This is a genomic window from Pseudomonas sp. 22082, assembly GCF_052046055.1.
GTDB classification, from domain to species: Bacteria; Pseudomonadota; Gammaproteobacteria; order Pseudomonadales; family Pseudomonadaceae; genus Aquipseudomonas; species Aquipseudomonas pharyngis.
This window is the reverse complement of record NZ_JBQEQB010000011.1, coordinates 21,647-41,643: the sequence shown is the minus strand read 5'-3', so window position 1 is coordinate 41,643 and position 19,997 is coordinate 21,647. Positions and strand designations below refer to the sequence as shown.

Below are 19,997 nucleotides of genomic sequence, written 5' to 3'. Positions count from 1 at the left end.
TGCGATCGCTATACTCAACTGCATCGCTTGTTCCCCCGGAGTTCTTCCCATGCTCAAAGCAGCCATCGTCCTGATGCTGATTGCCACGGTGGTCAGCCTGTTCAGCGGCCTGTTTTTCCTGGTCAAGGACGACAGCAGCTCGAATCGGCTGGTGATCGCCTTGAGTGTTCGGGTGACGTTGGCCGCTGTCACCGTCGGCCTGATCGCCTGGGGTTTCTACAGCGGCCAACTGGTGTCGCACGCGCCTTGGTAGCTCTGTTCCTCAGAGCACGTAAACGAAGATGAACAAGCCGATCCACACCACATCGACGAAGTGCCAATACCAGCTTGCCGCTTCAAAACCGAACTGATGTTCGTTGTCGAAGTGGCCCTTCATGATGCGCATCAGCATCACGAACAGAATGATCGTGCCGATGGTCACGTGGGCGCCGTGGAAACCGGTGAGCATGAAGAACGTCGCGCCGTAGATGCCCGAGCCGAGGGTCAGCCCCAGTTCGTGGTAGGCGTGGATATATTCTTCGGCCTGGAAACCGAGGAACGCGCAGCCCAGCAGCACGGTGATCGCCAGCCACAGTTTCAGCGCGCCGCGATGACCTTTCTTCAGCGCGTGGTGGGCGATGGTGATGGTCACGCTGGAACTCACCAGCAGGATGGTGTTGATCAGCGGCAGGCCCCAGGGGCTGATGACTTCCTTGGGCGGCGGGAACAGTTTCGGATCCGGCGTGTGCAGCAGCGGCCAGGTGAACTGGAAATTCGGCCAGAGCATGTGGGCGATGCCTTTGGTGCCTTCGCCACCCAGCGCCGGGCCGGAAATGTGTCGCACGTAGAACAGCGCGCCGAAGAAGGCGATGAAGAACATCACCTCGGAGAAGATGAACCAGCTCATGCCCCAGCGGAACGAGCGGTCCAGCTGCGGGCTGTACAACCCCGCGCGGCTTTCCTTGATCACCGTGCCGAACCAGCCGAACAGCATGTACGCCAGCAACAGGCCGCCGACGAAAAAGATCAGCGGGCCGTGGGATTCCGGACGCGCTGCCTTCAGATCGTTGAACCAGGTCGCCAGGCCGTACACGGTGACGAACATCCCCACCGTGGCGACGATCGGCCACTTGCTCTGGGCCGGGACGTAATAGTGCTCATGAGTTGCCATTTATTGTTCTCCTTATCGGGCACGCTTAACCGCCAGTGTTTGCAGCCACCGGAGGATGTCGGGCGGTGATATCGAACAGCGTGTAGGACAGCGTCAGGTGCTTCACGTCCTTGGGCATGTCGCGGTCAACGATGAAACGCACCGGCATCTCGATCTGCTGACCGGGCTGCAGCACCTGCTGGGTAAAACAAAAGCATTCGGTCTTGTGGAAATACGCCGCCGCATTGCTCGGCGCGATGCTCGGTACGGCTTGCGCGCTCATCGGTTTGTCGGTGGGGTTGCGCGCAATGAAGATCATCTCGTTCACCGCGCCGGGGTTGGCCGTCAGTTCGTCATGCTTGGGGTAGAAATCCCATGGCATGTCGGCGGTGTTGGTCGACAGAAACTGCACCCGCACCTGCCGCGAGGCATCGACGGTCTGCTCGCCCTCGTACTGCCCGGCGGTCTTGCCGTTGATGCCGAACGCCTTGCACATCACGTCGTAGATCGGCACCAGGGCAAAGCCGAAGACGAACATCGCCACCACCACGCCGAGCAGTCGGGTGACCAGCTTCTTCATCGAAATCGAGTCAGCCATGGTGGCGGCCCTCAACGGCTACAGGGTTCATTTCACTTCCGGCGGCGTGGTGAAGGTGTGATACGGCGCCGGAGACGGCACGCTCCATTCCAGACCTTCGGCGCCATCCCACGGTTTGGCCGGAGCCGGTTCGCCGCCACGGATGGTCTTGATCACGATGAACAGGAAGAAGATCTGCGTGGCGCCGAACATGAACGCGCCGATCGACGAGACCATGTTGAAGTCGGCGAACTGCAGGTTGTAGTCCGGAATCCGCCGGGGCATGCCCGCCAGGCCCACGAAGTGCATCGGGAAGAACGTCAGGTTCATGCCGACGAAGGACAGCCAGAAGTGCAGCTTGCCCAGGGTTTCGTCGTACATGTGGCCGGTCCATTTCGGCAGCCAGTAATAGGCCGACGCGAAGATCCCGAAGATCGCCCCCGGCACCAGTACGTAGTGGAAATGCGCGACCACGAAGTAGGTGTCCTGGTACTGGAAGTCGGCCGGGGCGATGGCCAGCATCAGCCCGGAGAAACCGCCGATGGAGAACAGAATCACGAACGCCACGGCAAACAGCATCGGCGTCTCGAAGGTCATCGAGCCTTGCCACATGGTGCTGGCCCAGTTGAACACTTTCACCCCGGTCGGCACCGCGATCAGCATCGTCGCGTACATGAAGAACAACTCGCCCACCAGCGGGATGCCCACCACGAACATGTGGTGCGCCCAGACGATGAACGACAGGAACGCGATGCTCGCCGTGGCGTAGACCATCGAGGTGTAGCCGAACAGCGGCTTGCGCGAGAAGGTCGGAATGATCTGGCTGACGGCACCGAAGGCCGGCAGGATCATGATGTACACCTCGGGGTGGCCGAAGAACCAGAACACATGCTGGAACAGCACCGGGTCACCGCCACCGGCAGCACTGAAGAAGCTGGTGCCGAAGTGGATGTCCATCAGCATCATCGTCACGCACCCCGCCAGCACCGGCATCACCGCGATCAGCAGGAACGCGGTGATCAGCCAGGTCCAGACGAACAGCGGCATTTTCATCAGGGTCATGCCGGGGGCGCGCAGGTTGAGGATGGTGGCGATCACGTTGATCGCGCCCATGATCGAACTGATCCCCATCAGGTGGATGGCGAAGATAAAGAACGTCACGCTTTCCGGCGCATAGGTGGTGGACAGCGGTGCGTAGAACGTCCAGCCGAAGTTCGGCCCGCCACCGGCGGTGAACAGGGTCGAGACCAGCAGCAGGAACGCCGCCGGCAGCAGCCAGAAGCTGAAGTTGTTCATCCGCGGCAGGGCCATGTCCGGCGCGCCGACCATCAATGGGATCATCCAGTTGGCGAGGCCGACGAACGCTGGCATCACCGCCCCGAATACCATCACCAGCCCGTGCATGGTGGTCATCTGGTTGAAGAATTCCGGCTGCACGATCTGCAGGCCGGGCTGGAACAGCTCGGCGCGGATCACCATGGCGAACGAGCCGCCGAGCAGGAACATGCAGAACGCAAACCACAGGTACAGCGTGCCGATGTCCTTGTGGTTGGTGGTCAGCACCCAGCGCATCAGGCCTTTGGCGGGGCCGTGGGCGTGGTCGTGGTCGGCATGACCGTGGTCATCGATGACAGCGCTCATGGCCGGTCTCCTTCAAGTGAGTGGACTGGGCAGGCCGGGACGCAGGGCCCCGACCGGTTCACGAAGTACGCAATAGACCGGCTCATTTGCTTTCCGCCTGTTTCAGCTCCAGCACTTCTTTTGGCGTGACCATGTCGCCCTTGTTGTTGCCCCAGGCGTTACGTTCGTAGGTCACGACCGCTGCGATATCGACTTCCGACAGCTGCTTGCCGAACGCCGCCATGGCGGTGCCGGGCTTGCCGTGGAAGACAATGCTCAAGTGGCCTTCTTTCGGGCCGGTGGCGATTTTCGAGCCCTTGAGGGCCGGGAACATCGGCGGCAGGCCCTGGCCTTCGGCCTGGTGACAGGCGACGCAGGTGGTGTGGTAGATCTTGTCGCCACGTTCCTTGAGTTCGTCGAGGGTCCATTCCTTGCTGGTCAGCTCCTTGAGCTGCAACGCTTCGGCCTTGCGCTCGGCGAGCCATTTTTCGTAGTCGGCCTTCTCCTTGACGTCGACCACGATCGGCATGAAGCCGTGGTCCTTGCCGCACAGTTCGGCGCACTGGCCACGGTAGAGGCCGGGCTTGTCGATGCGGGTCCAGGCTTCGTTGACGAACCCGGGGATCGCATCGCGCTTGACCGCGAAGGCCGGCACCCACCAGGAGTGGATCACGTCGGCGGAGGTCACGAGGAAGCGCACCTTGGCCCCGGTCGGCAGTACCAGCGGCTTGTCGACCTCGAGCAGGTAGTGTTCGCCCTTGGCTTCCTTGTTGTGGATCTGCTCGGCGGGCGTGGCCAGGTTGCTGAAGAACTCGACGTCCTGGCCCAGGTATTTGTAGTGCCACTTCCACTGATAACCGGTGATCTGGATATCGATATCCGGCTCACTGGTGTCGTACATCTTGATCAGGGTCGCGGTCGCCGGAACGGCCATCGCCACCAGAATCAGCAGCGGGACGACGGTCCAGAGAATTTCGACGGTGGTGCTTTCGTGGAATTTTGCGGCGACCTGCCCGGTAGAACGGCGGTGCACCATCATCGACCAGAACATGGCGCCGAAGACGATGATCCCGATCACCACACAGATCCAGAAAATGGTCATGTGCAGGTCGAATACTGCGTGACTGATTTCAGTCGCTCCAGGCGCCATATTCACAGTCCAGGCAGCGTGCACCGGGCTGAAAATCGACCACAACAGGAGGCCCATCCAGACGTGTGGATGTCGCATCATTGCGGGTTCCCCTTATCGTTCTTGTTATCCCGCCGGCTTTCACCAGAGGCAAGGGAGCGGCTGCATCAGACTACGAACTTGAATCGCCGGGCCTTGCTGCGTGGGCAGTCGGGCGTCATCAGCTAACTCCATTCAATGGCGAGTATAGACAGCCACCGAGAAATGCAATGTGAGGACGTAAATCGAATGAAACAGCTGACGCTTGCGTTCCAGGGCACGAATGGAGAAGGATGCAGACGAGTGGTGGCAAACCGATATAACGCCGGTGCATCAAGGATGAAATAATTATGACAAATGCGTCTTAGCATTTTTCGTAAGCCAGCTAAGTTATGTCTTCCCTATTTCATTGCCTTGTTTCCTGGAGTTTTCATGAACACCGCCGCATTGCGCGAGCAAATACACATAGCCCGACAACACGAGATTGAAACCGGAAAGCTGACCCGTCAGCTCGAAGCCCAACTGCAACACCTGCACCCGGCGATCCAGTTGCCGGAAACCGACGCCAACGGCGTGCTGACGCGTTTTGTCGCCGCCTACATCGACGAAGTGCCAGACCTGCTGGATGCAGCCAATGAAGTCGCCAGGGAAGCGGGAATCGAATCGCAGATCAAACCGGTGCTGAAAATCGCCGAGCAGTACTTCCTCCAGCCGCCCGTGGGCCTGGACAGTCTGCTGGACGAAGCCTATCTGGCGCACCGTTTCGTCGAAGAGGTCAACGACCTGTACATCAAGCATTTCGGCCAGCCACTGATCCCCTTGGACATGACGGTCGCCAATCTGATTGCTCACCAGTTGATCGGTGAGAAATTTGCCAACCAACTCGACGAAGTGGTGCATCACGCGGTGGACAGCATGCTCGACGACGACAGCTTTGCGCTGGAGTCGGTGGAAGCCTACCGCGAGAAACTCAGCAGCCCGGACACCGGCGCGGCGTGGAAACGCTGGCCGTGCATGAGTCGCCGTCTGGGCGTGGGCCTGGAACTGGATCAGCCTGCGGCTTGATCTCGGCGCAAACGATTGGGGGAACAGATTGCTCTGTTCCCCCAAATGTTTTCAGCCCGCCGCTCCGATCCCAGTGGTGGTGCGGATCCGTCCCTCGAGCCGTCGCTTCAATCCACGCGACTCGATCAACAGTTTCGCCCCCTTGGCCGCATTCGCCCGGCCCCACTCTTCAAGCAGTTCCAGACACGAATGGTCGATGTAGCTCAGGTTGTTGAGTGGCACATGCACCGTCGTGCCCGGCGGAATGCTGCCCAGCACCTGAGTCAGTGCCGGCACCTTGAGGAACGTCGCGGCGCCCACCAGACGCAACTCCATTTCCCCTTCCTGCGGCAGATCGATCAGGCTGATTTTCAGGCGCGAGGCCTTGAACGCCAGTTTCAACAAAGTCAGGCCGAAACCGATCAATACGCCCGTCAACAGGTCGGTGAAGATGATCGCCAGCGCCGTGGCGGCGTAGGTGAACATCGGCATCCGCCCATAACGCCCCAGACCACGGAACGCCTTGAGATCCACCAGTTTGAAACCGGTGTAGACCAGAACGCCCGCCAGACTCGCCACCGGAATGCTCTGCAGTACACTCGACAGCAACAGCACGAACGCCAGCAGCCACAGGCCATGGAAAATCGTCGAGTAGCGCGTGGTGGCGCCGGCCTGGACGTTGGCCGAACTGCGTACGATCACCCCGGTCATCGGCAGCGCGCCGACCAGACCGCAAAGCATGTTGCCGACGCCTTGCGCCGACAGCTCACGGTCGAAGTCCGAACGCGCGCCACTGTGCATGCGATCCACTGCGGCGGCGGACAGCAGGGTTTCGGCGCTGGCGATGAAGGCGACAGCGAACGCGGCGATCAGCAGCGTCGGGTCAGCAAGGCTGAGCAGGTCCGCCGGTTTCAGCCAGTCGATGGCTTCGGCCAGATTCGCCGGCACTTCAACCCGCTTCACTTGCAGCGCCAGCAAAAGGCTGGCACCTGTCGCCAGCCCGACCCCGAGCAGCGCGCCGGGAATGAAACGCAGCGAATGCGGGCGGAATTTTTCCCACAGCCACATCACCGCGATGGTCGACAGCCCGAGCAGCCCGGCCTGCCAGCCAAAGGACGGCAAGGCCTGCGCCACTGCGCCGGGAAATGCCGTCAGATTGTCCAGACCAGAGGGTTTCGGTGACGCGTCAAGCATCACATGCACCTGTGAGAGCACGATCAGCACACCGATACCGGCAAGCATGCCGTACACCACCGCTGGCGCCGTGACCCGGAACCAGCATCCGAGCTTCAGGCGTCCCGCTACCAGTTGCAGGAAACCGGCGAGCAGCAGGATCGGCCCGAGCATTTCGATGCCATGCTGGCGTACCAGCTCGAACACCAGCACCGCCAGACCCGCCGCCGGCCCGCTGACCTGCAACGGCGACCCCGCCAGCCAGCCCACCACCAGACCGCCGATGATCCCGGTGATCAGGCCTTTGGCCGGCGGCAGCCCTGACGCAATGGCAATGCCCATGCACAGCGGCAACGCGACCAGAAACACAACCACCGAAGCGAGCAGCTCCCGTGGCAACACAGCTTTCAATTGAGCCGCACGCATGGCGATACTCCCGAAGTTTTCTTCAGGCGTGGCAAGGCCTGGCCGCTGAAACAGCGGCCGGCGTCAAACCACACGGATTTTAAGGAGGATTTAGAAGCGCGCTTTGGGCGTCGCCACCGGAATCGGATGGCTGCCGTCGAGCGGCAGGAAGCATCCCTGATCCGCGTCGTAAGCTTTGATTTCGCTGGTTTCGATGTTGTAGACCCAGCCATGGATGAACAGATGACCGTTCGCCATGCGCGAGGCTACCGAAGGATGGGTACGCAAGTGCTGCAGTTGGGCGATGACGTTTTCCTCGGTGAGGATCGGCATGCTTTCTTTTTCGTCGGCGCAGTTGCAGTTGTCATGCACCATGGTTTTCGCGACTTCGGCGTGGCGCAGCCAGGCTTTGACCGTCGGCATCTTTTCCAGGCTGTCCGGATTGAGTACCGCGCGCATGGCGCCGCAGTCGGAGTGGCCGCAAATGATGATGTGCTGCACGCCGAGGGCCAGTACCGCGTATTCGATGGCGGTGGAAACGCCGCCGTTCATCTGGCCGTAGGGTGGCACGACGTTGCCGACGTTACGGGTCACGAACAGATCGCCGGGCGAACTCTGGGTGATCAGTTCAGGAACGATGCGCGAGTCGGCGCAGGTGATGAACATGGCCCGTGGCGATTGGGCCGTGGCGAGTTTCTTGAAGAGTTCTTCCTGCTGCGGAAAGACCTCATGATGAAAATGCAAAAAGCCGTCAACGATACGCTTCAACGCTGCATCGGCGGATTCCGCCACAGGGGCGGCTTGCGCCGACGCAGCCAACGGCTGTTTATCCTTGTCACTCATGATTCATCCTCATTGGCGGATTCGGGGAGTCGTTCCCGTGTATTCCGGTGTGAAGCCAGTGGCTGTTTAGAACATCCGGGTCATCCCGACCCGTCAGTCACTCGATGAGCAAGGTAACTGCCGAAACTTAACTCAAACTGAATCAAGCGCTCTAGAACGTGTGTTCCAGGTCACAAAATGTGTGACCGGCGTAAACCGGGTCAAGCATTCCTTCCTCTCAACCATGGGCCAATTGTCGCTAAATCAGCGCCATCTGACGACCCGGCGGACAGAAGGCCGTGCAGTCGAGGTTGTAGCCTTCGCGGTGATTGAGCCCAAGACGTTTCAATGCTTTGGCGAAGCGCTGGGCGAGCAGGTCGGCAAACGGCCCCTCGCCGCGCATCCGGGCACCGAAACGGCTGTCGTACAGCTCGCCGCCACGGCTCTGGCGGATCAGGCTCAGCACATGCGCCGCACGCTGCGGGTAGTGCGCCTCGAGCCATTCCTCGAACAGCGGCGCCACCTCCATCGGCAGGCGCAGCATCATGTAGGCCGCGCTCTGGGCGCCGGCCGCGTGGGCCTCGGTCAGCAGGCTTTCGATTTCGCTGTCGTTGATCATCGGAATCATCGGCGAACACAACACGCCCACCGGAATCCCCGCCTCGCGCATCACCCGGATCGCCCGCAACCGGGCCTTGGGTGCGGCGGCGCGGGGTTCGAGGATGCGTTTGAGTTCGTCGTCCAGGGTGGTCAGGCTGATCATCACCGCCACCAGCCGCTGTTGTGCCAGTTCGGTGAGCAGGTCGAGGTCGCGCAGGATCAGCGAGCCCTTGGTGACGATCGTCACCGGATGCCGGTAGCGCAGCAGCACTTCGAGGGTCTGGCGGGTGATCCGGTGTTCGCGTTCGATCGGCTGATAGGGATCGGTGTTGGATCCGAGGTTGATCGGCGCACATTGATAGCCTTTTTTCCCCAGCTGCTCTTCCAGTAGCTGTGCGGCGTTGGTTTTGGCGATCAGTTTGGTTTCGAAATCCAGCCCCGGCGACATGTCCCAATAAGCGTGGCTGGGCCGTGCATAGCAATAAATGCAGCCGTGCTCGCAGCCGCGATAGGGGTTGATCGAACGGTCGAAGGGCAGGTCCGGCGAGGTGTTGCGGGTGATGATGGTCTTCGCGGTTTCGAAGCTGACTTCGGTGCCCTGAGTCAGTGGCACTTCCTGATACCAGCCGTCATCCTCGGCCACCGAACGACTCGGCGCGAAGCGGTTGTGCGGGTTGGTGGCGGTGCCGCGACCGCGCGGAGGAAGAGGGGTGGACATGGCAATGCCTCGATACTGTGTGCATATACAGTATCGAGGCGCTGTCGGTCTGACTAGTGCCGTTGGGCGAACAGTCAGTTGTGCTGTGTCACCTGGCCGAGGTCATCGTTCGAGGTTTGCTTCATATCGTCCTTGCGCAACTGGGTCACGTCAGCGGCCTTGACCGGCGCGCCCTTGTTGCCCCAACTGCCACGGATGAAGCTCACCACATCGGCCACTTCCTGATCCGACAGACGCCAGGCGAAGCCAGGCATGGTGAAGGTCGATGGCGCGGCGTGCGTCGCAGGTAGAGTGCCGCCCTTGAGCACGATGTGAATCAGCGAGGTCGGGTCGTCCGATTGCAGCACCGGATTGCCTGCCAGCGCCGGGAACACCCGGGTGTAGCCGTGGCCGTCCGTGCGGTGGCACGCCGCGCAGTTGTCGATGTACACCGACGCGCCACGCTGACTGTCATCACCGTTCCACAAGGCCTTGGCGGCTTTCTCGTCGTACTGGTGCGGCTGGTCGGCAGGATCATTGGCCGGCAGCGATTTCAGGTAACGGGCAATCGCGGTCAGGTCGGCGTCGGTCATGTACTGCATGCTGTGGGTGACCACGTCGCTCATGCCGCCGAACACGGCGCTGCGGTCGCTGCGACCGGTCTTGAGGAACTGCACCAGTTGCTCTTCGCTCCAACTGCCGAGACCGTCCTTGTGGTCACCGCGCAAACTTTTGGCGATCCAGCCCTCCAGCGGCGCGCTGCCTGACAGAAAACTGCTGCCTTCGGCCGCGCTCAGGGATTTTTCCTGCATGGTCAGGGCCCGTGGCGTATGGCAGGCGCCGCAATGTCCGAGGCCTTCCACCAGATACGCCCCACGGCTGACGACGGCATCGTCCGACGCGGGTTTGTAGTCCTCGACCTTTGGCGCGAACAGCCAGCGCCAGCCCATCAGCGGCCAGCGCATGCTCAATGGCCACGGGATGTCACTGGCCTTGTTCTCTTGCGCCACCGGTGCAACGCCATGCATGAAGTAGGCGTAGAGCGCCCGCATGTCGGTTTCGCTGACACGGGCGTAGGACGGGTACGGCATCGCCGGGTACAGGGTCGTGCCGTTTTTGGCCACACCATGCCGCACGGCCTGGTCGAAGTCCTCGAAACTGTAGTCACCGACACCGGTTTTATCCGGGGTGATGTTGGTCGAGTAGATCGTGCCGATCGGGGTTTCCATCGGCAGGCCACCGGCGAACGGCTTGCCATCCTTGGCCGTGTGGCAGGCCACGCAGTCGCCGGCACGGGCGAGGTATTCGCCTTGCTTGATCAAGGATTGATCAACTTCGGCGCCGTGAGCGGCCGTGCTGCCGAGCAGCGCGAGGGTCGCGATAACGAGAGTCTTCATGGTCATCGCTCCTTAAGCCTGAACCAGCGGGCCGGGGTTTTTCAGGTACTGCTCGCGAATCGCTTTCGCCGACCAGTAGGTCAACGCGGCGACCAGCCCGGTCGGGTTGTAACCCAGGCCTTGCGGGAATGCCGAGGCACCCGGAACGAACACGTTGTGCACGTCCCAGCTCTGCAGGTAGCGGTTCAGCGCGCTGGTCTTCGGATCGGTGCCCATGATCGCGCCGCCGTTGAGGTGGGTGGTCTGGTACGACGCGCTGTTGAAGTGGTCGCCGACTTTCTTGCCGATCACGGCAATGGCTTTCGGGCCCATGGCCTCGGCGATCTTGCCCATTTTCTCGACCATGAAGCGGTTCATCTTGATGTCGTTTTCCTGCCAGTCGAACGTCATCCGCAGCAGCGGCATGCCGTAGGCATCGCGGTACACCGGGTCCAGATCGAGGTAGTTGCCACGGTAGGACTGATGTGCGCCGTGGGCGTCCATCGACACCTGGTGGGTGTAGTAATCGGCGGTCGCGCGTTTCCACGCACTGCCCCAGGCCGGAGTACCGGGCGGGTTGGAGGTGCCGGCGATCGGTCGGCTGCCGGCCTGGTTGACCCACATCGGCGAGCCACCGACGAAACCGTGAGGCCCGTGGTCGAAGTTGTCGGCGTTGAAGTCATCCACCGCCACACCGTTGCCGCCGGCGCCGATGAAGTTGTTGGTGTGGGTGTCCTTGTCGAAGAACGCCTTGATCGTGGCCATGTTCTGGTAGGCGAAGTTGCGCCCGACCACGCCTTCTCCGCTGACCGGGTCGTAGGGTTTGCCGATGCCGGAGAGCAGCATCAGGCGCACGTTGTGCAACTGGAATGCGCCGAGGATCACCAGGTCCGCCGGTTGTTCGATCTCGCGGCCCTGGCCGTCGACGTAAGTGACGCCGGTGGCTTTGGTTTTCGTACTGTCGAGGTTGACCCGCAGCACGTGGGCGTTGGGCCGCAGTTCGAAATTCGGCAGCGGCTTCAGCGCCGGCAGAATGTTCACGTTCGGCGACGCCTTGGAATACATGTAGCAAACGTAACCGCTGCAGAAACCGCAGAAGTTGCATGGTCCCATCTGCGCGCCGTAAGGGTTGGTGTACGGCCCTGAAGTATTGGCGGAAGGCAGGTTGTAGGGTTTGTAACCCACCTCCGTAGCCGCTTTACCGAACAGTTGTGCGGAAACCGTGTTTTTCTGCGCTTCCAGCGGGAACGGGTTCGAGCGATCCGGTGCGTACGGGTTGCCGCCCTTGCCCTGGCCGACCAGTTGGCCTTTCACGGTCCAGGCCTGGCCGGAGGTGCCGAAGACTTTTTCGGCGAAATCGAAGAACGGTTCCAGCTCTTCATAGCTGACGCCGAAGTCCTGGATGGTCATGTCCTTGGGGATGAAGCTTTTGCCGTAGCGCTCTTCGTAGTGGCTGCGCATGCGCAACTCGATCGGGTCGACCCGAAAGTGCACGCCCGACCAGTGCAGCCCGGCGCCGCCCACGCCATTGCCGGGCAGGAACGCGCCCAACTGGCGATTCGGGAGGGCGATGTCGTTGATGCTGTGGCGGATGGTGACGGTTTCCTTGGAAACGTCCTGGAAGAGTTTTTTCCGCACGCTGTAGGTGAGTTCGTCGATCACCTGGGGATAGTTGCCGTCCGGGTAGGTGTCCTGCATCGGCCCGCGCTCCAGCGCCAGCACGTTGAGTCCCGCTTCGGTCAGCTCCTTGGCCATGATCGCGCCTGTCCAGCCGAAACCGACGATCACTGCGTCGACCTTCTTCATTACCGTTGCCATGCTCACGCCCTCTCGCCGCTAATCGAAACTGCCGGGAAGGGGTACTGCTCGTTGCGTTCCACCCAATCCATGAAATCGGCGCGGGCGCCGGGGAAGCCGATCATGGTCCAACCGACCATGCCTTTATTGCCGCCGTGGATCGGGTCGCAGAAGAACCCTTCCTTGGTGTTTTGCAGCAGCAGACTGAAGAAAATCTTCGCCGGAACCGCGTCGAATTGCGGTTTTCCGGCTTCAAGCTGCTTGAGCAGGTCGTCTCGGGTAGCGCTGTCTTGCTCGGCAAATGTTTTACCGTTGATGGATTTTGCCCACTGATCCGTGGCGGCAATGCCGAGGCGATAGATCTCTTTCGGGACCAGTTTGCTCTGCCAGCCCATCTCCGGCGCGGCGTCGGCATTGAATGGCCCTTGCATGTACCAGAGGGCGCCGGCGGCGTACGGCGTGTTCATCTGACGGTCGATGTATTCCGGCACGCCGGCCTCGAGCGCACCTGGGCCTTGCGCATCGTTGGGGATCAATTGCGCGACGGCGGCATTGATGAACGCCCACTCTTCGGCAGTGAAGTAGCTCGGCTGATAAGTGCTGGCTTCAACGGCGGCCGTTTTCGCCGGCGCTTTGGCAGGCGCGCTTTCGGGCGCGGCTTGCAGCACCGAGCTGCCGAGACCGCTACCGGCGAGGGTGACGACCGGAATAAGGGTCAGGGATTTGCGCAAAAACTCACGCCGCGGGTTGTCTCGATCTTCATCAGACATGGGGATACACCTCATCAGGCATTGATGGTTGTCAGCCGTTTCTGCGAACGGCTCAAGAATTTTCTGGCTGCGACGTGGCCGGAATGACCGGGAGAAAGGGGACGCGTCTGCAACATGATGTGACAAATGGTAGCAGGCTAAGCAACGGGATGAACCGATTCAGCCAAAAAAACAGCGCTTTTCGATCAAGGGAACCGCGGTATTCACGATTCTTTTACAAGCGCCTCACGCGGATTTGACCGCGAAGCTCGCAAGCTGCGGCCTTCACTGACGAAACCCACACGGTCGCCGTAAAGCATGTTCCTGACGCGTTTTTCCTCCGCTTTCTGTTTATCGCTGCTGGCCCTGTTCAGCTGGATTCCAGCTCAGGCTGCGCAAACCCCGGCTTCCCGTCCCGTCGAGTGGGCGCAACCGGTAGAGGTGCAATACAACCTGTTCCAGATGTCGCCCACGCTGTATCGCAGCGCGCTCCCTGATGACGGTGCGGTGCCGTTGCTGAACAACCTGAAGGTGGCCACCGTCATCAATTTTCTGCCGGAAGCGGATTCCAGCTGGCTGAAGGCCCCCGGTATCCATCAGGTGCAATTGCCCTATCGCACCAATCACGTGGACGACAGTGATGTGCTCAAGACCCTGCGTGCGATTCAAGCCGCCGAAGCCGACGGCCCGGTGTTGATGCACTGCAAGCACGGCTCCGATCGCACCGGCCTGATGGCGGCGATGTACCGGATCGTCGTGCAGGGCTGGAGCAAGGAGGATGCCCTGAACGAAATGACCCAGGGCGGCTTTGGTGAAAGTGGTCACTTCCGCGACAGCGTGCGTTACGTGATGCAGGTCGATGTCGACAAGTTGCGCACCGCGCTGGCCAATGGCGATTGCAGTACCAGCGCGTTTGCTACGTGCTCGATGAAGAGCTGGTTTCAGACGGTCAATCTGAAGTAACCCTTCCGGCCTCCTCATTAACGAGACCGGCGACTGGCCGGCCGATGAACGCTTCAACCGCATCCAGGAGCGGACGCCCCGCACCCGGTGTAAAGAACGTTGCGCGAAACTCACGACCGGTCTGCGCGTTGAACACCCAGTCGCGGCTGAAGCGCTTGAATGCTTCCTGGGCCAGCATGTTCGACCAGACATAGGCGTAAACCGAAGCGTCGTACTGGGTCACCATGTAATCGAAACCATTGGCGAACCGGTGATCGTCCGGTAATTGCAGATGAGTCAGAGTGCGCTGCACATCGTCGCAAACCTCTTCGACCGAGCGTCCATCGCCGTGGGTCAAGTGCAGTTCGAAGTCAATCATCGCCCCCATCAGCAACAAGGCCTGTTGCCGGCTGGAATGGGCCTGACTGGCTGACAGAGCCGCGTCGACCCGTGCGGCGCTCAAGCGCTCGCCGGTCTGAAAATGGGCACCGAGCCACAGCACAAACTCGCGCGACTGACACCATTGCTCAAACAATTGCCCGGAAAACTCTGCCGCTTCATGCCCCAATTGCAGGATGCCGGACAGCGTGTAATGGGGCGAACGCGTCAACACGTGCTGGAGGCAGTGGCCAAACTCATGGAAAAGCACCCGAAGATCGTCGATTTCGAGGCGGCACGGATGGGTATCGGTGGGCAGTGTGAAATTGCTGTGGAGCAGGGCAATCGGCAGCGCCGGGCGACCTTCGGCGTTGATCCGGCGATTGCGCAGTGTGGTGGTGCCGGGGAAGTCCACCGCCTTGTCGCGGTGAAACGGGTCAAGGTAGATGTAGCCGATGACCTGTTCATGCTCGCTGATTTCCAGCAGGCGCACATCGTCATGCCAATGCCCGCCGCCGGACTGCTCGACGATGCGGATCCCGAACATCCGTTCACAGAACAGAAAGAGCCTGCGCAGGGTGCCCTCCAGTGGGAAGTAATCACGCAGGTTTTCCAGTGCGCCGGGAAACTGCTGCTGGCGCCATTGTTCGGCGAGGAAGTCTTCATCCCACGGCTGGACCCGGTCGATCCCGCATTGCTGCGCAAAGGCCGCCAGTTGTTCTGCATCCTGCGCGAGGGCAGGTGCCAGCTGCGCCGCCTGACGCTGGAGAAAACCACTGACCCACGCCGTCGTCCGGGCGCTGTGTTTGGCCAGACTCAGTTGCGCGGCGTTTTCATGACCGAGCAAACGGGCTTTCTGCTGGCGAAAGGCGAGCAGCTTGGTCAACACCGGGCCGTTATCGAAGCGTCCGGCCAGTGGGCCCCGATCAGAGGCACGGGTCAGGTAGGCCACATAGCATTCCTCCCGCAAGGCGCGGTTTTCGGCGTACTTGAGGATGTGCTGGCAGGTGTTCTGGTCCAGGCGGATCAGCCAGCCGTCATGCCCGGCCTGGCGTGCGGCGCGCGCCAGGCGATCCTTCATCGCCTGTGACAAGCCTGAGAGCAGCGCAATATCGTCAACACGTTTGCTCCACGCCTCGGCCCAGCGTTCGAGGTTGTCCAGAAATACGAATTCCAACCCACCGATCTCGCGGTTCAACCGCGCCAGCTCCTGCTGCTGTTCAGTGGGAAGCTCAATGCCCGACTGCTTGAATCGGCGCAGAATCCGCGCCAGTGCGATGTTGCGCGACTCATCGAAACTGCCGGCGATCGAGCTCTGCGCCAGACGCTGATAGGTCTCGTACAACCGGCGATTGCGGGCTTTTTCAGAGCGATACTGATTGATCGCCAGATGCGCCTTGGCGCTTTCCACGAGCCAGGTGGGATCGTCGGACCTGACCATCGACAACGTTTCGAGAATCGAGCGGACTTCACCGAGGCGGGCATCGGCTTCGTCGATGCTCAGCACCAGATCGTCCCAGCCGGGATGTTCGGACTGACTGGCGATCACTTGGGCGATGATGTGTCGATTGTCGGCAATGATGCGGTTGACTGCCGGCACGAGATGCTCGGCGCGAATCGCTGGCCAGGGTGGCAGCGTCCAATGTTGCAGGAGGGGATTGGTGTCGGGCATGGCAGCTTCCTTCGAGGCGTGGCGCAAAGGGGCCAGCCTACGAAGCAAGTGCGGGGGACAGGTGTTAAGCCAATACCACCTTCCACCGACGAATCGGGGAAGGTGGTCGAGGATCAGTGCTGCTCGTCAGGCTTTTTCTTCAGCTTCGGATTCGGGAAGAACTGCACCGCCTGAATTGTTTTGTCCGGGGCAGGCTTGAGCGCGCTGGTGTTGACCCGCGTGCCCAGCTCTTTCGGCACCGACAGCCCCTGGGCATTGAGCGTGTCGCTGTAACCGCACGCCACGCATTCACGGTGCGGGACATCGTCCTCGCTCCACATCATCAATTTGTCCGGCTCGCTGCACGCCGGGCAGACCGCCCCGGCGATAAAGCGTTTTTTGGTCTTCACGGGTGCCTCACTCATGCTGCCGCGTCCTCACTCAGGCCGCTGTGGCGCAAGAGTGCGTCAATCGACGGCTCACGGCCACGGAAGTCGACGAACAGCACCATCGGCGCCTGCGAACCACCGCGGGCGAGGATCGCTTCGCGGAAGGCGCGACCGGTGTCGGCATTCAGCACGCCGTCTTCTTCGAATTTGGAGAAGGCATCCGCCGACAGCACTTCCGCCCACTTGTAGCTGTAGTAACCCGCCGCGTAACCGCCGGCGAAGATGTGGGCAAAGCTGTTCGGGAAGCGGTTGTAGGCCGGAGGACGCATCACCGAGACTTCGTTGCGCACGCCTTCGAGCACCTGCGCGACGCTGCGGCCGTCACCGTGGGTGGCGTGCAGTTCGAAGTCGAACAGCGAGAACTCCAGTTGGCGCACCATCATCAGGCCGGACTGGAAGTTCTTCGCCGCGAGCATTTTTTCCAGCAGATCCTGCGGTAGCGGCTCGCCGGTTTCGTAGTGGCCGGAGATCAGCGCGAGACCTTCCGGCTCCCAGCACCAGTTCTCCATGAACTGGCTTGGCAGCTCGACCGCGTCCCACGCCACGCCGTTGATGCCGGACACGCCGGCATGCTCGACGCGGGTCAGCAGGTGATGCAGGCCGTGGCCGAATTCGTGGAACAGGGTGGTCACTTCATCGTGGGTCAGCAGCGCAGGCTTGCCGCTGTCGGCCGGGGTGAAGTTGCACACCAGGTTGGCCACCGGGCTTTGCAGCACGCCGTCGACGGTGCGGCGACGGTCGCGGGCGCCGTCCATCCACGCGCCGCCACGCTTGTTGGCGCGGGCATAGAGGTCGAAGAAGAAGCGGCCGACGTGCTGGCCGTTTTCATTGATCTCGAACAGGCGAACGTCCGGGTGCCAGGTGTCGAAGCCTTTCAGTTCGGCGATCTCGATGCCATACAGACGCTGAACAATAGCGAACAGGCCGCCCAGCACTTTGTCGATCGGGAAGTAGGCGCGCAGGGTTTCCTGGGCGACGCTGTAGCGTTGTTCACGGAGTTTTTCACCGTAGAAACCGCTGTCCCAGCTTTGCAGATCGGGGCAGCCCTGCTCGGCGGCGTAAGCCTTGAGCTGTTGCAGATCCTGGGCGGCGAACGGTTTACTGCGTTTGGCCAGATCGCGCAGGAAGCTCAGTACCTGATCGCTGGACTCGGCCATTTTGGTCGCCAGGCTCAGCTCGGAGAAGCTGGAGAAACCGAGCAGTTTGGCCAGCTCCTGCCGCAGGTCGAGGATTTCGCCCATCACCGGGCCGTTGTCGTTCTGGCCGGCATTCGGGCCTTGATCCGACGCACGGGTGCAGTAGGCGGCGTAGACTTCTTCACGCAGCGCACGGTCCTGGGCGTAGGTCATCACCGCGTAGTAGCTCGGGAATTCCAGGGTGATCAGCCAGCCGTCGAGGCCTTTGGCCTGGGCGGCAGCAGCCATTTGCGCCTTGGCCGAATCGGTCAGGCCGGCGAGGGCGGCTTCGTCGGTCAGGTGCTTGGTCCAGGCCTGGGTGGCGTCGAGCAACTGGTTGGAGAAGCGGCTGCCCAGTTCGGACAGCTTGCTCTGCACTTCGGCGTAGCGCTTCTGCTCGGCTTCCGGCAGGTCGATACCCGACAGACGGAAATCGCGCAGGGCGTGTTCCAGAATGGTTTTTTGCGCCACGTCGAAGCCGGCGGCTTCCGGGCTGTTGGCCAGGGCTTCATAGGCCTGGAACAGTTCGCGGTTCTGGCCCATTTCGGTGGAATAGGCGCTCAATGCCGGCAGGCACGACTCGTAGGCTTCACGCAGTTCGGCGCTGTTGCACACGGCATTGAGGTGGCTGACCGGGCTCCAGGCGGCGCCCAGGCGATCATTGAGTTCGTCCATCGCCAGCACCAGCCCGGCCCAGGTCGGGTTCTGGCCCTGGGTCTTGAGGATTTCGGCGATGGCGGCGCGGTTGTCGGCCAGGATGGTTTCGATGGCCGGCTGCACGTGTTCGGCACGGATCGCGGAGAACGGCGGCAGGTCGTAGGACTGCAGAAGAGGGTTGTTCACGCTCACGGTTGGCACCTTGGCTGGAAGAAACATGCGCCCATCTTAATTACAATCGACACCCACCGCAGCTATCGGCGACAGAGAGAGAACTAATCGTGTCCCTTCGCAAGTACCAGAATCACACCCCACGCTTGAGCCCAGGCGCTTTTGTCGACGGCTCGGCGGTGGTGATCGGCGACGTCGAAATCGGCGAAGACAGCTCCGTGTGGCCGCTGACGGTGATCCGCGGCGACATGCACCGCATCCGCATCGGTGCGCGCACCAGCGTGCAGGACGGCTGCGTGTTGCACATCACCCACGCCGGCCCGTTCAACCCGGACGGCTTCCCGCTGCTGATCGGCGATGACGTGACCATCGCCCACAAGGTCATGCTGCACGGCTGCACCGTCGGCAGCCGCGTATTGATCGGCATGGGTAGCATCGTGATGGACGGCGCGGTGGTCGAGGACGACGTGATCATCGGCGCCGGCAGCCTGGTGCCGCCGGGCAAGCGCCTGGAAAGCGGATTTCTGTACGTGGGCAGTCCGGTGAAACAGGTTCGTCCGCTGACCGACAAGGAAAACGCCTTTTTCACCTACAGCGCGGCGAACTACGTGAAGCTCAAGGACCTGCATCTGGCTGAAGGCTACGACCATCTCTGACTTTTCTCTCTACCGCCCGGGATTTTTCATGCATTACCAGACCGTACTGTTCGACCTCGATGGCACCCTCACCGATCCGCGTGAGGGCATCACCCGTTCCATCCAGTTCGCCTTGAGCAAACTCGGCATTGATGAGCCGGACCTGACCAAGCTGGAACACTTCATCGGTCCGCCGCTGTTGCAGGCATTCATGCAGTTTTATGGTTTTGATGAAGCTAAGGCGTGGGAGGCGGTGAATTTCTACCGCGAGCGTTTCAAGGTTACCGGTCTGTACGAGAACCGGGTGTTTGAAGGCGTCACGCCGTTGCTGGAAACCCTGAGCGGCCAGGGCCGTCAGCTGTATATCGCGACGTCGAAGCCGTGGGTGTTCGCCCGGGAAATCGCCCGGCATTTTGATTTTGCCAGACACTTCAAGGTGATCTACGGCAGCGAACTGGACGGCACTCGCACCAACAAGGTCGAGCTGATTGCCCACCTGATCGCCGAGGAAGGGCTGGACCCGGCCAGCACGCTGATGATCGGTGACCGCAAGCACGACCTGATCGGTGCTCGCAGCAACGGTCTGGATGCAGCGGCTGTTGGTTATGGGTTTGGCAGTTTTGAAGAGTTGAATGCCGAGGCGCCGGCTTATCACTTCGAGACTTTGGATCAGTTGCATCAGGCATTTTTGCAGCGCTGATCAGATAGCCTTCGCGAGCAAGCCCGCTCCCACAGTGACCGCGTTTCAGTACCGGAACTCGGTTTCCTGTGGGAGCGAGCCT

General features: G+C 61.2%; 18 protein-coding genes. 5 read left to right on the top strand and 13 right to left on the bottom strand.

The genetic code is table 11. The annotated features are described in order from the left end of the window. The first annotated feature begins 49 nt into the window (after positions 1 to 49). Positions 50 to 253, top strand: coding sequence for a twin transmembrane helix small protein (locus ACTJK9_RS14735; protein WP_064592503.1), 204 nt, complete (start codon positions 50 to 52; stop codon positions 251 to 253). 9 nt (positions 254 to 262) lie between these two features. Here ACTJK9_RS14735 and ACTJK9_RS14730 read toward each other — a convergent pair whose 3' ends face one another. The 4 genes from ACTJK9_RS14730 to coxB all read right to left on the bottom strand — a co-directional run bounded on the left by ACTJK9_RS14730 (position 263) and on the right by coxB (position 4,557). Continuing rightward, positions 263 to 1,150 (bottom strand): cytochrome c oxidase subunit 3, encoded by an 888-nt coding sequence (locus tag ACTJK9_RS14730; protein WP_011331798.1) that lies wholly within the window; start codon positions 1,148 to 1,150, stop codon positions 263 to 265. A gap of 25 nt (positions 1,151 to 1,175) precedes the next feature. Next, the gene (locus ACTJK9_RS14725; protein ID WP_011331799.1) at positions 1,176 to 1,727 is read right to left on the bottom strand and encodes a cytochrome c oxidase assembly protein; all 552 of its coding nucleotides are present in this window, start codon (positions 1,725 to 1,727) and stop codon (positions 1,176 to 1,178) included. A gap of 27 nt (positions 1,728 to 1,754) precedes the next feature. Continuing rightward, positions 1,755 to 3,347, bottom strand: coding sequence for a cytochrome c oxidase subunit I (gene ctaD, locus ACTJK9_RS14720; RefSeq protein ID WP_085612523.1), 1,593 nt, complete (start codon positions 3,345 to 3,347; stop codon positions 1,755 to 1,757). Positions 3,348 to 3,429: 82 nt separating this feature from the next. Beyond that, a complete protein-coding gene (gene coxB / locus ACTJK9_RS14715) occupies positions 3,430 to 4,557 on the bottom strand; it encodes a cytochrome c oxidase subunit II (RefSeq protein WP_440814572.1) in 1,128 nt (375 codons plus the stop codon). A gap of 369 nt (positions 4,558 to 4,926) precedes the next feature. Here coxB and ACTJK9_RS14710 point away from each other — a divergent pair, with 369 nt between their 5' ends. Further along, entirely contained in the window at positions 4,927 to 5,559 is a 633-nt protein-coding gene (locus ACTJK9_RS14710) for a hypothetical protein (RefSeq protein WP_440814570.1), read from the top strand. Positions 5,560 to 5,610: 51 nt separating this feature from the next. On the opposite strand, the gene ACTJK9_RS14705 is transcribed toward ACTJK9_RS14710, so the two are convergent. From ACTJK9_RS14705 to ACTJK9_RS14680, 6 genes are all read right to left on the bottom strand, one after another. After that, entirely contained in the window at positions 5,611 to 7,137 is a 1,527-nt protein-coding gene (locus ACTJK9_RS14705) for a SulP family inorganic anion transporter (RefSeq protein WP_064592507.1), read from the bottom strand. A gap of 90 nt (positions 7,138 to 7,227) precedes the next feature. Then, positions 7,228 to 7,959 carry a carbonic anhydrase gene (locus ACTJK9_RS14700; protein ID WP_064592510.1) on the bottom strand — a complete coding sequence of 244 codons (732 nt, stop codon included), beginning with the start codon at positions 7,957 to 7,959 and terminating at the stop codon, positions 7,228 to 7,230. A gap of 238 nt (positions 7,960 to 8,197) precedes the next feature. Further along, positions 8,198 to 9,256, bottom strand: coding sequence for a PA0069 family radical SAM protein (locus tag ACTJK9_RS14695; protein WP_085613566.1), 1,059 nt, complete (start codon positions 9,254 to 9,256; stop codon positions 8,198 to 8,200). Between the two features lie 74 nt (positions 9,257 to 9,330). After that, on the bottom strand, positions 9,331 to 10,632 hold the full coding sequence (locus tag ACTJK9_RS14690; RefSeq protein ID WP_085613565.1) for a c-type cytochrome: 1,302 nt from the start codon (positions 10,630 to 10,632) through the stop codon (positions 9,331 to 9,333). A gap of 12 nt (positions 10,633 to 10,644) precedes the next feature. Further along, a complete protein-coding gene (locus ACTJK9_RS14685; RefSeq protein WP_085613564.1) occupies positions 10,645 to 12,429 on the bottom strand; it encodes a GMC family oxidoreductase in 1,785 nt (594 codons plus the stop codon). Between the two features lie 2 nt (positions 12,430 to 12,431). Beyond that, entirely contained in the window at positions 12,432 to 13,178 is a 747-nt protein-coding gene (locus ACTJK9_RS14680) for a gluconate 2-dehydrogenase subunit 3 family protein (protein WP_440814564.1), read from the bottom strand. A gap of 297 nt (positions 13,179 to 13,475) precedes the next feature. Here ACTJK9_RS14680 and ACTJK9_RS14675 point away from each other — a divergent pair, with 297 nt between their 5' ends. Then, positions 13,476 to 14,120, top strand: a complete 645-nt coding sequence (locus tag ACTJK9_RS14675; protein ID WP_064592520.1) for a phosphatase domain-containing protein — start codon at positions 13,476 to 13,478, stop codon at positions 14,118 to 14,120. Here ACTJK9_RS14675 and ACTJK9_RS14670 read toward each other — a convergent pair. The 3 genes from ACTJK9_RS14670 to prlC all read right to left on the bottom strand — a co-directional run bounded on the left by ACTJK9_RS14670 (position 14,107) and on the right by prlC (position 18,628). After that, positions 14,107 to 16,149 (bottom strand): M3 family metallopeptidase, encoded by a 2,043-nt coding sequence (locus tag ACTJK9_RS14670; RefSeq protein ID WP_440814561.1) that lies wholly within the window; start codon positions 16,147 to 16,149, stop codon positions 14,107 to 14,109. The genes ACTJK9_RS14675 and ACTJK9_RS14670 overlap by 14 nt on opposite strands. A 113-nt stretch (positions 16,150 to 16,262) precedes the next feature. After that, positions 16,263 to 16,553 (bottom strand): YheV family putative zinc ribbon protein, encoded by a 291-nt coding sequence (locus ACTJK9_RS14665; protein ID WP_221398429.1) that lies wholly within the window; start codon positions 16,551 to 16,553, stop codon positions 16,263 to 16,265. Next, positions 16,550 to 18,628, bottom strand: coding sequence for an oligopeptidase A (prlC, locus tag ACTJK9_RS14660; RefSeq protein ID WP_440814558.1), 2,079 nt, complete (start codon positions 18,626 to 18,628; stop codon positions 16,550 to 16,552). The genes ACTJK9_RS14665 and prlC overlap by 4 nt, the downstream gene beginning before the upstream one ends. 62 nt (positions 18,629 to 18,690) lie before the next feature. Between prlC and ACTJK9_RS14655 the strand changes: the two genes are divergently transcribed. After that, positions 18,691 to 19,236: a gamma carbonic anhydrase family protein gene (locus ACTJK9_RS14655; RefSeq protein ID WP_440814555.1), complete on the top strand. Its 546-nt coding sequence runs from the start codon at positions 18,691 to 18,693 to the stop codon at positions 19,234 to 19,236. A 28-nt stretch (positions 19,237 to 19,264) separates the two neighbouring features. Continuing rightward, positions 19,265 to 19,915, top strand: coding sequence for an HAD family hydrolase (locus ACTJK9_RS14650; protein WP_440814553.1), 651 nt, complete (start codon positions 19,265 to 19,267; stop codon positions 19,913 to 19,915). Positions 19,916 to 19,997: the final 82 nt, after the last annotated feature.